This window comes from Hoeflea sp. EC-HK425, from assembly GCF_902498795.1.
Lineage (GTDB): Bacteria > Pseudomonadota > Alphaproteobacteria > Rhizobiales > Rhizobiaceae > Hoeflea > Hoeflea alexandrii.
Genome location: NZ_LR701572.1, coordinates 1,739,702 through 1,753,879 on the forward strand (window position 1 = coordinate 1,739,702; position 14,178 = coordinate 1,753,879).

At 62.6% G+C, this 14,178-nt stretch carries 11 protein-coding genes; 3 read left to right on the top strand and 8 right to left on the bottom strand.

What is annotated here, in order from left to right:
* Positions 1 to 25 precede the first annotated feature (25 nt).
* The 5 genes from SPHINGO391_RS11030 to SPHINGO391_RS11050 all read right to left on the bottom strand — a co-directional run bounded on the left by SPHINGO391_RS11030 (position 26) and on the right by SPHINGO391_RS11050 (position 5,697).
* Positions 26 to 568: a nuclear transport factor 2 family protein gene (locus SPHINGO391_RS11030; protein ID WP_343200298.1), complete on the bottom strand. Its 543-nt coding sequence runs from the start codon at positions 566 to 568 to the stop codon at positions 26 to 28.
* On the bottom strand, positions 555 to 2,669 hold the full coding sequence (locus tag SPHINGO391_RS11035; protein ID WP_152008876.1) for an acetate--CoA ligase family protein: 2,115 nt from the start codon (positions 2,667 to 2,669) through the stop codon (positions 555 to 557). Before SPHINGO391_RS11035 ends, SPHINGO391_RS11030 begins: the two co-directional genes overlap by 14 nt.
* Complete coding sequence (locus SPHINGO391_RS11040) at positions 2,666 to 3,574, bottom strand: SMP-30/gluconolactonase/LRE family protein (RefSeq protein ID WP_210385782.1); 909 nt, start codon at positions 3,572 to 3,574, stop codon at positions 2,666 to 2,668. The genes SPHINGO391_RS11035 and SPHINGO391_RS11040 overlap by 4 nt, the downstream gene beginning before the upstream one ends.
* 72 nt (positions 3,575 to 3,646) lie before the next feature.
* The gene (locus SPHINGO391_RS11045; RefSeq protein WP_193217260.1) at positions 3,647 to 4,873 is read right to left on the bottom strand and encodes an ABC transporter substrate-binding protein; all 1,227 of its coding nucleotides are present in this window, start codon (positions 4,871 to 4,873) and stop codon (positions 3,647 to 3,649) included.
* A 65-nt stretch (positions 4,874 to 4,938) separates the two neighbouring features.
* Positions 4,939 to 5,697, bottom strand: a complete 759-nt coding sequence (locus SPHINGO391_RS11050) for a glucose 1-dehydrogenase (RefSeq protein WP_152008877.1) — start codon at positions 5,695 to 5,697, stop codon at positions 4,939 to 4,941.
* A 205-nt stretch (positions 5,698 to 5,902) separates the two neighbouring features.
* On the opposite strand from SPHINGO391_RS11050, the gene SPHINGO391_RS11055 reads away from it, so the two are divergent.
* Entirely contained in the window at positions 5,903 to 6,682 is a 780-nt protein-coding gene (locus SPHINGO391_RS11055; RefSeq protein WP_152008878.1) for a helix-turn-helix domain-containing protein, read from the top strand.
* A gap of 352 nt (positions 6,683 to 7,034) precedes the next feature.
* The gene (gene lexA, locus SPHINGO391_RS11060; protein ID WP_152008879.1) at positions 7,035 to 7,751 is read left to right on the top strand and encodes a transcriptional repressor LexA; all 717 of its coding nucleotides are present in this window, start codon (positions 7,035 to 7,037) and stop codon (positions 7,749 to 7,751) included.
* 128 nt (positions 7,752 to 7,879) lie between these two features.
* Here the strand turns inward: lexA and SPHINGO391_RS11065 are convergent, their stop codons facing one another.
* Positions 7,880 to 10,327: a ComEC/Rec2 family competence protein gene (locus tag SPHINGO391_RS11065; protein ID WP_152008880.1), complete on the bottom strand. Its 2,448-nt coding sequence runs from the start codon at positions 10,325 to 10,327 to the stop codon at positions 7,880 to 7,882.
* 317 nt (positions 10,328 to 10,644) lie between these two features.
* Here SPHINGO391_RS11065 and gltA point away from each other — a divergent pair, with 317 nt between their 5' ends.
* A complete protein-coding gene (gene gltA, locus SPHINGO391_RS11070) occupies positions 10,645 to 11,934 on the top strand; it encodes a citrate synthase (protein WP_152008881.1) in 1,290 nt (429 codons plus the stop codon).
* 202 nt (positions 11,935 to 12,136) lie between these two features.
* Here gltA and lpxB read toward each other — a convergent pair whose 3' ends face one another.
* Both lpxB and lpxI read right to left on the bottom strand, forming a co-directional pair.
* Positions 12,137 to 13,300 carry a lipid-A-disaccharide synthase gene (gene lpxB, locus SPHINGO391_RS11075; protein ID WP_152008882.1) on the bottom strand — a complete coding sequence of 388 codons (1,164 nt, stop codon included), beginning with the start codon at positions 13,298 to 13,300 and terminating at the stop codon, positions 12,137 to 12,139.
* On the bottom strand, positions 13,297 to 14,178 hold the full coding sequence (gene lpxI / locus SPHINGO391_RS11080; RefSeq protein WP_152008883.1) for a UDP-2,3-diacylglucosamine diphosphatase LpxI: 882 nt from the start codon (positions 14,176 to 14,178) through the stop codon (positions 13,297 to 13,299). The genes lpxB and lpxI overlap by 4 nt, the downstream gene beginning before the upstream one ends.

Sequence of the window (14,178 nt, forward strand, 5' to 3'; positions counted from 1 at the left end):
GGGCTAACGACCGTTGCCTGATTGATCAGCCAGCCTTGGCCTTGCCCATGTGGTAGACCGGGTCGTCAGGGTAATTGCCGCCGATCGGGGTTCTTGGCCCGAAACGCTCCGCCTCGCTGTCCACCGGAACGGCCTGCGGCTCAACCCAGTCGAAAACCACCGTGCGCTCGAGCACGCGCCACTCGTCCTGACGTTTCTCGAAGACGTCGCAATAGCGGCCGCTCAAGGCAAACTGGCGCACCACGCCATCGCCACCGGCGCCGCGCTGCAGCGCCGAGAAATAGCTTTCCACATGCGCCGTCGTCGCCGACTTGAACTCGATGAGGACATTGGAAATGGCGTGAATGTTGCGCGGACCCTTGGCCCAGACCGCTCTTGCCCATTCGACGAAACCATCGATCGGGCCGTTGTAGCTGCCGTGATTGTCGATCGCGTCGGGCCAGTAGGCCGAGCGAAGCGTGGCCTCGTCGGCACGGTCGATGCCGCGGCAATAGAGATACAGGCAATCGCGGATGGCTTCGCGGTCCATCAGTTCGACGATTTTTGCTTCCATGTCAGTGGCGGTCATCGGTGGCCTCCTCTTTCAGAACAATCAGCGCGTCGAGAGGCACAACGCCCTGTCCGCGCGGCAGCACCCGGACCGGATTGAGATCGATGCTCTCGATGCGGTCGGCATGCGCCGCGGCGAAGCGTGACAGGTTCGAGAGCATCCGCGCAAGCGCCTCGATATCGGATGGCGGGGCGCCGCGAACCCCTTCGAGCATGGCGTGCCCACGGATCTCGCGGATCATCCGCATAGCTTCCGCTTCATCGAAGGGGGCCGCGCGGAAAGTCACGTCCTTGAGCACCTCGACGAAAATGCCGCCGAGACCAAACATCACCACCGGACCCAGCACCGGATCCTGCATGACGCCGGCGATCGTCTCGACGCCCTCGGGCGCCATCGGCGCCACCAGGATGCCGTCGAGCCTGGCGCCGGGCGCGTGTTCGGCGGCCCGTTGAAGGATGTCTGCCCCGGCCTTTCGGGCCGCATCGGCGTCGCGCAGATTGACGGCAACGCCGCCGACTTCGGTCTTGTGGGCGATATCCGGGGAGCAGATCTTGAGCACCACCGGAAAGCCGATCCGGCTCGCCGCCTCGCCCACATCCTCACCCAATGGCACAAGCCGCTCGCCGGGGAAATCGAGCCCCGCCCGGGCGAGGATCGCCTTCGCATCCGCCTCGCTCAACGGGCCATCAGGCAGATCGATCCGTGCGCCCGGCGCAACCCGGGCCGCATCCCGGTTGAGGTCGAAGCTCTGCTTGAGCCAGACCAGCGCGCCGAGCGCACCGGCGAGCGCCGAGCCGTCCTCGTAGACCAGGAAGCCGTCGTTTTCGTACTGGCGCACCACCTCGTCGGGCGCCGACATGGTCAGGCCGCGGATCTTGCCCTCCTGCCCGTCCATCGCGGCCATCAGCGCCTTGCGCAGCGGATCGGCGAAGTTTTTCGATGATGGTCCGGTGCCCAGGATGGCGGTGAAGATGTCGTAGCCGCCTTCGGTGATCATGGCGCGCACATAGCTCGTCAGCATGTCCATGTCGCTGACCACCTGCGCGGTCGCATCTACCGGGTTGCGCGGTGACGAATAGGGCAGCATCTGTTTCAGCTTTTCCTGCGCCGCCTCGGGCATGGGCGCCACATCGAGACCGGCCGCTTCGGCGTCGTCCGCCAACTGGATGCCAAATCCGCCCGACATGGTGAAGATGCCGGTGCGGTTGGAGGGAGGATAGATGCCTGACGCGCAGGCATACGCGACATCCAGTTGCTCGGCGGTGGTGCTGGCCCGGTAGACGCCATATTGGCGCAGCACCGCGTCGAAAACCGCATCCGAGCCGGCAAGCGAAGCCGTGTGCGATGCCGCGGCCTCCGCGCCGACGTCCGAGCGGCCGGTCTTCATGAAGATGATGGCCTTCTCCGCCTTGCGCGCCCGTTCGAGCGCACCGATGAAGGCGTCGCGGTCGCGCACGCCCTCGGCATAGGCCATGATCACGTTGGTTTCGGGTTGCCGGACCATCCAGTCCAGCGTTTCGGCAACATCGATGTCGCATTCATTGCCGGTGGTGACCCACTGGCTGATGCCGAGCCCGCGCTTGCGGGCAAGATGGGCAATATGCGCACCGTAGGCGCCGCTTTGGGAGACGATGCCCACCGGACCGGGCGCAATCAGCTGATTGTCGAGCACCACGGAGAACGTGCCGAAATAGCCGACCGACGGGTTGAAGACGCCCAGGCAGTTCGGCCCCAGGAGCCGCATGCCGCTGCTTCTGGCAATGGCGACCATGTCGGCCTGAAGCCGCGCGCCGTCGGTGCCGGTTTCGGCAAAGCCTGCGGAAAAGACGATCGCCGATTTCACCCCGGCTTGCGCGCACTCCTCCACCGCCTGTCGGGTGAGGTGCGAAGGCACGGCGAGAATGGCAGTGTCGGGGATTGCCGGAAGTGCCGCGATGCTGGAATAGGCGGGCAGTCCCTGCACGGTTTCGCGCTTCGGATTTACCGGCAGCACTTGACCCTTGAAACCGGACTCCCTGAGGTAACGCAACGGCCGGCCGCCGATCCGTGTCGGATCATCGGACGCGCCGACAAGGGCAACGCTCAGCGGCGCCAGCAGGCTGGAGAATGCGTCACTCATTGCGTCAGATCCTGCGGTTGTCCGAAACGAGGTTCCGGCAGGCCTTTGACGCCGAGCCCTTCAAGCGCGTAAAGCGCGCCACCGTGCGGATGGCGGGAAATGGCGCGTCCCGATCCGGAATCCTTGATCGAGGTGAGGTAGAGCGTTGTCAGGTCGGGTCCGCCGAAACTCATGCAGGTCGGCATGTCGGTCGGCGCCTCGATCAGGCAGTCGAGCTTGCCATCGGGCGTGAAGCGGCCGATCTTTCCCGCCTGAACCAGCGCTACCCAGATGCAGCCTTCGCTGTCGACCGTGGCGCCATCTGGTCCGGAATCAAACTCGGCGGTATCGACATGGATCCGGGGTCGGTCGAGCGCCCCCTCTTCCTTGTCGTAGGCATAGGCCCGGACCTTGCGGTCGAGACTGTCGGAAAAATACATCGTCGCCCCGTCAGGGCTGAAACAGAGCGAATTGGCGATGCGGATACCATTGGCCAGCACATCCGCCTTGCCGGTGCTGTCGACGCGGATCAGCTCGCCGCTGGCTTCGGCGTACACGCCCATCGAGCCGCAGAGGAAGCGGCCCTGGCGGTCGACCTTGCCGTCATTGAAGCGGATGCGGTCGCTTGGCCGCGGCAACTTGTATAGCGGCGCACATTCTCCGCTGGCGATGTCGACGAGATAGATACCGTCCACAAGACCAGCAACCAGCTTGCCGTCCTGGGCCAGGCCGATGGAGCCGATCATCGCGGGGACCTCGATCTGGCGGAAGGTTCCGGCCAGCGTGTCATGCATTCTGATCAGGCGCGAGACGCCATCCACCCAGTAGAGCGTCGCATTCTGCGGATCCCAGACCGGGCTTTCGCCGAGCATGTCAGCGGTCGGGGAGACGCGCCGGGCGGTTACGTTTCTGGCTACTTTGGTCATGTCGGGCCCTGGAATGCATTCGGGAACAGGCGCGGCCGGAGCAAAGGTCCGGCCGCGCTGGTTCAGGTCCGCCTACTTCTTGAGAAGCGCGCAGGCGCTGTCGGCTTCGGACCGCCACGCGTCCTCAGCGGCGATTTCGCCGATGATTTCGTAGTAGTCCCATTCGCCCTTCGATTCCGAAGGCGCCTTCACCTTGGATGCCAGCATCGGCTTCATGACCACGCCGTCACCGCGGATCTTCGCATCCTTGACGATGGCGTCACTGACCGGCATTTCGCGCATCGATGTCATCACCGAGACGCCATCATCGGCACCAGCCGCAGCGATGGACTTCAGATAATGGGTGACTGCGGAATAGGTGACCAGCTGCGCTTCGTTGGGCTTGCGTCCGTTGAAGGCGTCGCTGAAGCGCTGCGCCAGGGCGCGGCTTTCATCATCGCGATCCCAGTAGGCAGCGCTCGAAAACACCATGCCCTTGGTCGGCTCCAGGCCGATGGCGTGGATGTTGTTGATCAGCACGCCGAGCGGAGCGAGGTTCTGCCCGGCGGCCACGATACCGAATTCGTTGGCCTGCTTGATCAGGTTTCCGAGATCGGCGCCGGCATTGGCGATGCCGATGGCCTTCGCGCCGCTGGCCTGAGCCTGCAGCAGCTGCGACGAGAAGTCGTTGGTGCCGAGCGGATGCAGCGTCGAGCCGACGACCTTTCCGCCGGCGGCCTCGATGAAGCGGGTGGCGTCTTCCTGCCACGTCTTGCCGAAGGTGTAGTCGACGGTGATGAAGTACCAGCTGTCCATGCCCCGCGCCATCTGCGCGGCAACCGCACCCTTGGCCAAGGTATAGGTGTCGAAGGCCCAGTTGGTGGTCATCGGCGAGCAGGATTCATTGGTTACCGCAGTGGATGCGCTGCCCGAAACGATGTAGGGCTTCTGCTTGTCACGCATGATGTCGTTGACGGCATGGGCGATCGACGACGCGGAACAGCCGACGATCGTGTCGACGCCTTCCTCGTCCACCCACTTGAGCGCCTGTGCGACACCAATATCGGGCTTGTTCTGGTCGTCGGCGACCACGACCTCGATCGGCGATCCGTTGACCGAGCCGCCGAAGTCCTCGACGGCCATCTTGACCATCAGCACCGAGCCGGGGCCGCAGTTGTCGGCATAGGGGCCGGACTGGTCGGCCATCACGCCGATACGGACGACGTTGTCCGAGATTTCCGCGCTCGCAGGCGATGCGACTAGAGCCGTGGTCAGCATCAGCATGCCGGCAAGGCCAGTGGTTTTCCTTAATGTAGTCATGGTTTCCTCCCGTTGAATTTCTGTCCAGATTTGATCGCGCGCCACATGCGCCGGCTCCCTGCCGGCTACGAAAACGCGTAGGTAATTCCCCCGTCGACAAACATCATGTCGCCTGTCACGTAGGATGACTCATCAGACGCCAGATAAACGGCGGCGCGCGCGATATCCTCGGGCTCGCCCAGCCTCCCCAGCGGCACCCGCTGGCGACGGCGCTCCCAGGCCTCCTCGCTCACCACCCGCATTGCACCGTCTGTGCGGGTTGACCCCGGGGCAATCGCATTGACCCGGATATTGTCGGCACCGAATTCGGCAGCCGCGCTGCGCGTGGCCGCAGCGACGGCGGCCTTGATCGCGCTGTACATGATGCCATGCTTCATCGCGAGAACCGCCGAGGGGGACGCGATATTGACGATCGCCCCGCCGCCCGCTCCGCGCATCTGCTCGAGCACAGCCTGATAGCCCCAGATCACGCCCTTGAAACCGACGTCGATCATCCTGCCGATGGTCTCTTCGGATTGCTCCTCGAGCGGGCCGTAACGGTTCCACATGGCGTTGTTGACCAGCACCGTTACCGGCCCGAAAGCCTCGCGCGCAGCCTCGGCGGCGGCAAAGACCTCGTCGCGTTTTGCCGCGTTGCCGGTGATAGCGATGGCCTTGCCGCCGGATGCGCGAAGTGCCTCTGCTGCCTGCTCGGCAGTATCCTGGCGGATGTCGACGACACCGACTGCAGCCCCCTCGCGGGCATAGGCTTCACAGATCGCACGGCCGATGCCCTGACCACCGCCGACGATGAGCGCGACGCGCCCCTCGAGCCTGCCGCTCATAGCGAGATGTTCCGAAAGTGCATCCGATTTCCTCCAACAGAGACCGGCCTCCAGCGCGAAAGGCAACCCTGGTCGCCTCCTCCTGCCGCGCTTCAACCCGGCGTCTTCCTTGGAAAAGAAACTGGCATGTTTCCGCCAGTTCCAGTAGAAATATTCTTATGTGGGGCAGAATTTCACAGATGTGAATTTGGGAGGTTAACGGGCCATGGCGAATCCGCAGGTCAAATCAGCGACACGCGCCATCGAGATCCTCGAATACTTCAAGCTGGCGCAGCAACCGCGTTCGATGTCGCAGATGGCGAGCGATCTCGGCTACCCGCAATCAAGCACCACCGTGATGCTCAAGACGCTGGTCAACCTCGGCTATCTGAATTTCGACAGAAGCACGCGCGACTACTTTCCCACCCCGAAGCTTACCGCTCTGGGGGACTGGATTCCGCGCGTCATGTTCGGCTCCGGACAGATGATCGATGCGCTCAACGACCTGCATGCGGCGACCGGCGAAGGCGTGTTCCTGGGAACCAAGAACGACATCTACCTGCAATATACCCGGACGAAGGAGTCCATTCACGCGCTGCGCTTTCACATCGACGAAGGCTTCATGCGGCCGATCACGCTCTCGGCTGCGGGATGGATCCTGCTCTCCACGCTGCCCGAGGACAAGATCGACAACATCGTCCGGCGGGCCAACATCGCCACGCAGAACCCGAACGAGCGCACAGACACCAAGACAATACTGGCGCGGATCAAGGAGATCCACGAGAACGGCTTTGCCTATGCGGAGAACATGCCGCTTGAAGGCGGCTCCACCCTGGCACTGAGGCTTCCGGCCGAACTGCAAGGACAGCCAGTGGCGCTGGCACTGGGCGGCGTCACCGACCGGTTCAAGAAGAATTTTACGGAGTACAAGAAAGCACTCTTCGCCGCAGCGGAAGCGGTCAAGCAGGACAATGACTTCGACCTGCCGGTCCGCATCAGCCTTTGAACAGAGCATCTTAACCGAGTGGCAGGCAGGTGGATGGACCCTCGCCCAGTGATTCGGCTTATCCTGTGTTCCAAACAACCCACATCGGACCAGGCATTTCCTGTTCGCCCCGGACCGGACAAGCCACCCGCGCCTTGCCTACAGGCACAATACATAAACATTTCAATGATTTAGGCAGAAGATCAGTGCCCGTGAGCTTTCAACGGCCATGTTCCGCACCCGTTTATGGTTCGCGCCGCCAATGTTCCTTCATTGTTTCTTTACCCCTTGCGGAACACATATGGAACATGGTACCCAAGTTCTGGTTTTGTTTCATTCCGGCAATCGGGCCGGACCCCGGGGTAAAATGCCAATGTTGACGCGCAAACAGCACGAACTTCTGCTCTTCATCAATGAACGCATGAAGGAAAGCGGCATTCCGCCATCGTTTGACGAAATGAAGGATGCGCTCGACCTGGCATCGAAGTCCGGCATCCACCGTCTGATAACGGCGCTGGAAGAGCGCGGTTTCATTCGGCGGCTTCCAAACCGCGCCCGTGCGCTTGAGGTGATCAAGCTTCCCGACAGCTACCAGGCCAACCTGCAGCCACGCCGCGGATTTTCTCCGAGCGTGATCGAAGGCAGTCTGGGCAAACAGCCAGAGCCGGCACGACGGGCGGAACCTGCCAATGACGAGGCTTCGCACGTGGCGGAAGTGCCAATGATGGGCCGCATCGCAGCAGGCGTGCCGATTTCGGCGATCCAGAACATTACCCACAACATCACCGTTCCTGCCGAGATGATCGGCCCCGGAGACCATTACGCGCTCGAGGTAAAGGGCGATTCAATGATCGATGCCGGGATCTTTGACGGTGACACCGTGGTGATCCGCAACATGTCGACCGCCAATCCGGGCGACATCATCGTGGCGCTGGTCGATGACGAGGAAGCAACACTGAAGCGCTTCCGGCGCAAAGGTGCATCGATCGCGCTCGAGGCGGCGAACCCGGCCTATGAAACCCGAATCTTCGGGCCCGACCGGGTGAAGGTGCAAGGCAAGCTGGTCGGCCTTATCCGGCGCTATCACTGAAGCGCGTAGCCTTCACAGTGCCGGAAGTATGATCTCTGCCCGCAGTCCTTGAATGGTCGCTTGAGACACCGTGCCGTGTATTGCATCCCCTGATGAATGTATGGGCGAAATGATCGCTGGCAGTGTGGTCAATTTGGCAAATCGAACGTGTCCGTGCGCCAATCATAGTAACGCTGGATCGTCCACGGTCGAGTGATGCCCTGCAGGGCCGCCCTGATTTGAATGTTCTGCCTGGTTTCCGGATCGGGGTTCGGACCGCTTTGCGACAGAAATGACCGGGGTGGCTCCTCGAGTATTATTGCCAGCGCCCCGGAGCGGCGCAGTGTTCGCGACGTGATCAGTGTGGCGCCCGACCGGCAGCTGCCGAGATAGACGGGAACAGCCACGATCACCAGATCGGCCCGGTCACAGGCGGCGCCGATCAAGTCCGCTTTATCGATGGCGATGATGGCAAGCTGCTTGTGGACTGCGGCACAGAGGCCGCGGCCGGCGCAGTGAAACCGGGAAGGTTCGCGAACCGCCGACGCAAGCAGCCGGTCAAGGATATCCGGGGCCGGTTCATCCGACGTGGATTTTTTGACGGTTTCGGCAGGTAGCGGTGGCAAATGTGGCATCCCCCGGAGCGCAGTCTGCCACTGGCGAAAGATGAAGGCCGATGGCCTGGCTGCATTGCTGGCAAGGCTACCCCCGGTTTTCAGCCCGACAAGTCTGCCATCCTCGCTGACCAGCAGATCCGGTTCAGCCTGCCTGAATGGCGGCATCACCAATGTGAGACCGAGGCAGATCAGGGCCAGCCCGAAGAGACGCAGCCAGCTTGTCAGAAACACCAGCAGCACAAAGCCTGTTCCCGCAATCAGCGTGGCCTCGACCGGGATCTGCCCGACACTGACATCGCCACCAAGATCATTGACGAAGTTGGCTGCCGCAATCACAGCTTCGAGCCCCTGCCCCATCAGCTTGAGCGGCCAGGCCTCCAAACCGAACGGCATCACGAGCATGGCAAGAAGCCCGGCAGGCATGACAATGAATGTCACCAATGGCATCGCCAGAAGATTGGCAAGCAATCCGTTGCCCGCCACCCGGTGAAAATGATGTGCGGAGAACAGACCGGTGGCGAGACCCGCGACCAGCGATGTGATGGCAAGGCCAAGCATTGCCTTTGCGACAAGACCCGGCAGGCTGCGCAGTCCCGGCCGCCTGGCCTGAGCCACCTCGCGGGCGGCGGTGTTACGGGGCCGACGGGCAATGGCGGCATAGGCGGATATCAGCGCCGCGGTTGCGGCAAACGACATCTGGAAGCCCGGGCCAACGACTGCGGAGGGTGAGATCAGGATGATCACGATTGCCGCAAGCGCGACATTGCGCATCGTCAGCGCCGGCCGGTCGGCCAATACGGCCACAAGCATCACGGTTAGCATCACCCAGGCCCGCTGCGTCGAGACGCTGCCGCCCGATATCATCAGATAGGCCGTGGCGGTCATCAGCGCACCGATCGCCGCAATTTTCTTGACCGGCAATGCCTCCACCAGGGCCGGAAACACCGCCAGGGCTTTCCTGACCCCGATGTAGAGTATGCCGGCAGCCAGAGCCATGTGCAGCCCGGAAATCGCGAGAATGTGGGCAAGACCCGTGGCGCGAAGCACATCGACAGTTTCCCGACTGATGCCGCGCCGGTCGGAGACCGTGAGCGCCGCTGCAATGCCACCCGGATCCCCCGGCAGTACCAGGCGTATCCGGGCGGCAATGTCCTCCCTGGCCGTGCGCAAGCCGTCTTTCCAGACCTGCACAAGGCCGCGTCCATCCTGTGGCTCGACGTTGTAAGCCGGTGCACGGTAGAAATAGCCTTGCGCACCAATACCATCGGCAAAGGAGCGGAAGGCAAAATCATAACCGCCCGGCATGACCGGGCCCGAGGGGGCAGTCAACCTCGCCCGGCCACTGATCTGGGAACCGACCGGCGCCGGCTGATGCGGGCGTCTTGCCGAAAGCCGCACCCGGTCCGGAGGCCGCCGGATCTGAGGATCAGCCGTGTTCTTGAGGCGTATCAGGTAGCGCACCCTGCCGTCGGGATCGAACTCACGGGCCTCGACCAGGCCCGTAACCGAGGTGGTCACGTCGGAATCGAGCAGGATGACACCATTGTGCGCCTCGAAAGCCGCGGCCAGCGAACCCGAAATCAGGGCGGCTGCAAATCCGGCCGTTCGCGCTACCCCAATGTGGCGCAAGCGGGTAAATACACCCGCCAGCAAGGCAGCCATCAATCCGGCCGCCAAAAGCAACAAGGGAGGATCGGTGGGCGCCATGTAGTAGAGCCCCGCCCCTGCGCCCATGGCCACGGGAAGAAACAGGAAAGCCAGCCCCCGGTCTGTTTCCACAGATGCTGCCGACTGGAAAGCACGACCGAGGCGGGTTGCGATGCCGGGCGCCGGGCGGGCGGCGGCGACATCACTCAGACGCCGGGTATCACGCCACGCGACCGGCAAGGTGCCGGCATCGTCAAGCGGAAGTGCCGGCGTGGCAACGGCGCGCGCACCGACCTTTTCGTGTTCTGTGACCTCGCGTTCTGCCTGCATCATGCACGCCTCGCCTGAAGCGTGCGAGTCTACCACCGAAACGAGCAGAAACGCTACCCTGAATTGCAATGACGGTTACCGCACCGCAACTCGTCACCGTTCATCGTCATGCGCCAACTCCATGGCGTTTGTTACACAATTCCAAAGTGTTATCATTTTCTAAAGCGAACGTTTGCGGGCCTTTGCATATCCGCTCGCAGCCCGACAATTAGCCATGTGCATAGCTTGGCACGGTGCAGCAAATCATATAGCTAGACGCGTGACGGTCATCCAAGACGTCGGCCACGCGCCGAACGCCTGCATTTGTGGAAGGACATGCCATGGCAGACAACAACGCAAAAATCACTATGGACGGTAAAGAGGTCGACCTGCCGATCAAAACCGGCACAATCGGCCCCGACGTCGTCGACATCGGCACGCTTTACAAGAATACCGGCGCCTTTACCTATGACCCCGGTTTCACATCCACGGCGTCTTGCGAATCCAAGATCACCTTTATCGACGGAGATGAAGGCATTTTGCTGCACCGGGGCTACCCGATCGACCAGCTTGCCGAGCACGGCGACTTCCTTGAGGTCTGCTATCTGCTTCTTTACGGTGAACTGCCGACAGCGACACAGAAGGCAGATTTCGATTATCGCGTGACCCGCCACACCATGGTGCACGAGCAGATGAGCCGGTTCTTCACCGGTTTCCGCCGTGATGCCCACCCGATGGCCGTCATGTGCGGCTGCGTCGGCGCCCTGTCGGCGTTCTACCACGACTCGACCGACATCACCGACCCGCATCAGCGCATGGTCGCCTCGATGCGGATGATCGCAAAGATGCCGACACTTGCCGCGATGGCCTACAAATACCATATCGGCCAGCCTTTCGTGTATCCGAAGAACGATCTCGACTACGCTTCCAACTTCCTGCGCATGTGCTTTGCGGTGCCTTGCGAGGAGTATGAGGTCAACCCGGTGCTGTCGCGGGCGATGGACAGGATCTTCATCCTGCACGCCGACCACGAACAGAACGCCTCGACCTCGACCGTTCGCCTGGCAGGCTCCTCGGGCGCCAACCCGTTCGCCTGCATTGCAGCGGGCATTGCCTGCCTCTGGGGCCCGGCTCATGGCGGCGCCAACGAAGCGGCACTCAACATGCTTTCGGAGATCGGCAGCGTCGACAAGATCCCCGAATTCGTCAACCGGGCCAAGGACAAGAACGATCCGTTCCGCCTGATGGGTTTTGGTCACCGGGTCTACAAGAACTACGATCCGCGCGCCAAGATCATGCAGAAGACCACGCACGAAGTGCTGGGCGAACTGGGCATCAAGGACGATCCGCTTCTCGAAGTGGCAATGGAGCTCGAGCGGATCGCGCTGACCGACAGCTACTTCATCGAGAAGAAGCTCTACCCGAACATCGACTTCTACTCGGGCATCACGCTGAAGGCGCTCGGCTTCCCGACCACCATGTTCACGGTTCTGTTCGCGCTTGCGCGGACCGTCGGCTGGATTGCCCAGTGGAGCGAAATGATCGAGGATCCGGGCCAGCGCATCGGACGTCCGCGCCAGCTCTATATCGGTGAACCGGCCCGCGATTACGTGCCTGTGTCCAAGCGCTGAGTTCTGCGCCTGACCGACAGACTGATGAGAAAGCGCCTTCGGGCGCTTTCTTGGTTTCAGGGGCAATCTTCGAGTCCGATATGAAATGCGGTGTTGCCAATTCTGGACCATGAGGGAACAGGCGCCGGGCCGGATCATCCTTCGGGTTCGCCGATACGGCAGTGTCGGAGACCGGTTGCCCGGATGCGCCCGTAGTGGGCGTTCAGTTGCCCGCGAGCACCGAAAGCACGGTCCGGGCCGCAAGCTCCGATGCAGGCACACCGACTTCCATCCGCGAGCGGATCAGCTCGAAATCAGACAGCACGGCGGCCCGGTGCAATGTGTCCGTGGCCAACTGGTTTGCCTGGCGTGCCAGGCGCTCCGGGCGCACCTGCTTGTCATAATACTCGGGAATGACAACGCGGTCGGCGATCATGTTGGGCAAGGCGCCTGTCCAGGTGGTGATCATGTTGAACAGCACCCTGGCGATCGGATCGAGCTTGTAGCAGGACATGTGCGGCACCCCCGCCAGTGCCAGTTCAAGCAAGACCGTTCCGGAAGCGGCCATGGCGACGTCGGCCTCGCCGAAAGCCTGCCATTTGGCGGCTTCACCGGTAACAATCCTGCAACCGACATCCCAGCCGAGAATCTCATCTCGGATCTGCCGCTCTACATGGGCACCGGCTGGAAGCACGAAGCGGATTTGCGGGTTGATCCCGGCGAGAACCCGGGCCGCCTCCCCGAACACCGGTGCAAGCCGCCTGACCTCGCTTTGCCGAGACCCGGGCAGCAGCAGGCAGGTGAGCGGTGCCTGGGCAGACCTTGCCGGCTTGCGGGCCATCTGGGCCGAGAATGCCGCGGCCAGACCCGGATCCTCCATCAACCGGTGGCCGACATAGGTCAGCGGCGGTCCGCCGAGCCGTGCCACGATTTCCGGTTCGAAGGGAAAGATGGAGAGCACATGATCGACATACGCCGTCATTGCCGCCGCCCGCTCGGGTTTCCAGGCCCAGACGGTCGGACAGACATAATTGATGATCCTGGTGGCAGGCAACGCCTTGCGAACCTTGCGGGCGACGCGGTGGCTGAAATCCGGACTGTCGATGATGATCAGGCAATCGGGCCTTGCCGCAATGATGGCATCGGCGGCCTGGCGTATGCGCATGACCAGTCTGGGCAAGCGGGCCAACACTTCGGAAAATCCGATGATGGACAATTCGGTGAAGTCGAAGAGCGAGTTCAGCCCCTCGGCAGTCAGTTGCTCACCACCGACGCCAACCAGTTCGGGCCGTTCGCCGCTCTGAATGGCAATCTGGCGGACAAGGTCCGCGCCGAGAATATCGCCGGAAGGTTCGCCCGCAATGACTGCCAATTTCAACGCCGTCATTGCTTGCCCCCGCCTTGGCCCGGCTCGATGCCGGTCACGAACAGGCCCAGCCGATCAGCCACCTCCACCAGCTGCTCGCGCTCGAGAACCAGAGCTCGGCCCGCCTCGATGGCAATGCCCGAGAGGCCTGCCGCATGGGCGTTGGTCACGGTATCGGGCCCGACCGAAGGAAGATCGGCGCGCTCGTCCTGTCCAGGCTTGCACAGCTTGACCAGAACTCCGCCGGGAGACGACAGCCTTCCGCCCTGGCGCAGGTCGGCAACTCTTGCCAGCATGGCGTCTGTCCCCTCCAGGCCTTCAAGAGCAATCACCCGACCGCCGACGGCAACCGCGCCCTGACCGATATCGAGGCGTCCCAATGCCAGGGCGGCACCGGACGCCGCCTCTATATCCCGCCTGTCGGCGGCAGAGGGTATCTTGCTGCCCAACGGACCCGCCTGCCCGAGCAGATTGGGTGCCACCTGCTGCGCGCCAAGAACCCGAACGCCCTCGTTTTCGAGCACGGCAATGGCCAGCCTGAGGATCTTGTCATCGCCGCCCGAGGCGAGCAGCCCCAGCGACGAGGCGAAGGCAAACAGCGAGCGCAACGTGGGACGGACCTCGCGGAGCCGCGGGCGCCGCCTGATGCCGCCTGCAAGCACGACAGAACCTATCTTCTGACGGCGCACCATGGCGGCAAAGGAAGCGAGATCGGCGATGCTGAGCTCGCTGCTGTCGAAACCGGACCAGTCCTGATCCGCCTCTCCGGTGATCCTGAATACAAAGGGATCATGGCCGAGCTTTCGTGCTGCATGCGCTACCAGACGCGGGAAACTGCCCTTTCCGGCCAGAATTGCGAGACGTCCGATAATCTCTTGTGCGCCGGGTGCAGCACTCAC

Excerpts from the sequence above, each read along its gene's own strand:
- SPHINGO391_RS11030 (WP_343200298.1), bottom strand. The coding sequence starts at position 568 with ATGACCGCCACTGACATGGAAGCAAAAATCGTCGAACTGATGGACCGC.
- SPHINGO391_RS11035 (WP_152008876.1), bottom strand. The coding sequence starts at position 2,669 with ATGAGTGACGCATTCTCCAGCCTGCTGGCGCCGCTGAGCGTTGCCCTT.
- SPHINGO391_RS11040 (WP_210385782.1), bottom strand. The coding sequence starts at position 3,574 with ATGACCAAAGTAGCCAGAAACGTAACCGCCCGGCGCGTCTCCCCGACC.
- SPHINGO391_RS11045 (WP_193217260.1), bottom strand. The coding sequence starts at position 4,873 with ATGACTACATTAAGGAAAACCACTGGCCTTGCCGGCATGCTGATGCTG.
- SPHINGO391_RS11050 (WP_152008877.1), bottom strand. The coding sequence starts at position 5,697 with ATGAGCGGCAGGCTCGAGGGGCGCGTCGCGCTCATCGTCGGCGGTGGT.
- SPHINGO391_RS11055 (WP_152008878.1), top strand. The coding sequence starts at position 5,903 with ATGGCGAATCCGCAGGTCAAATCAGCGACACGCGCCATCGAGATCCTC.
- lexA (WP_152008879.1), top strand. The coding sequence starts at position 7,035 with ATGTTGACGCGCAAACAGCACGAACTTCTGCTCTTCATCAATGAACGC.
- SPHINGO391_RS11065 (WP_152008880.1), bottom strand. The coding sequence starts at position 10,327 with ATGATGCAGGCAGAACGCGAGGTCACAGAACACGAAAAGGTCGGTGCG.
- gltA (WP_152008881.1), top strand. The coding sequence starts at position 10,645 with ATGGCAGACAACAACGCAAAAATCACTATGGACGGTAAAGAGGTCGAC.
- lpxB (WP_152008882.1), bottom strand. The coding sequence starts at position 13,300 with ATGACGGCGTTGAAATTGGCAGTCATTGCGGGCGAACCTTCCGGCGAT.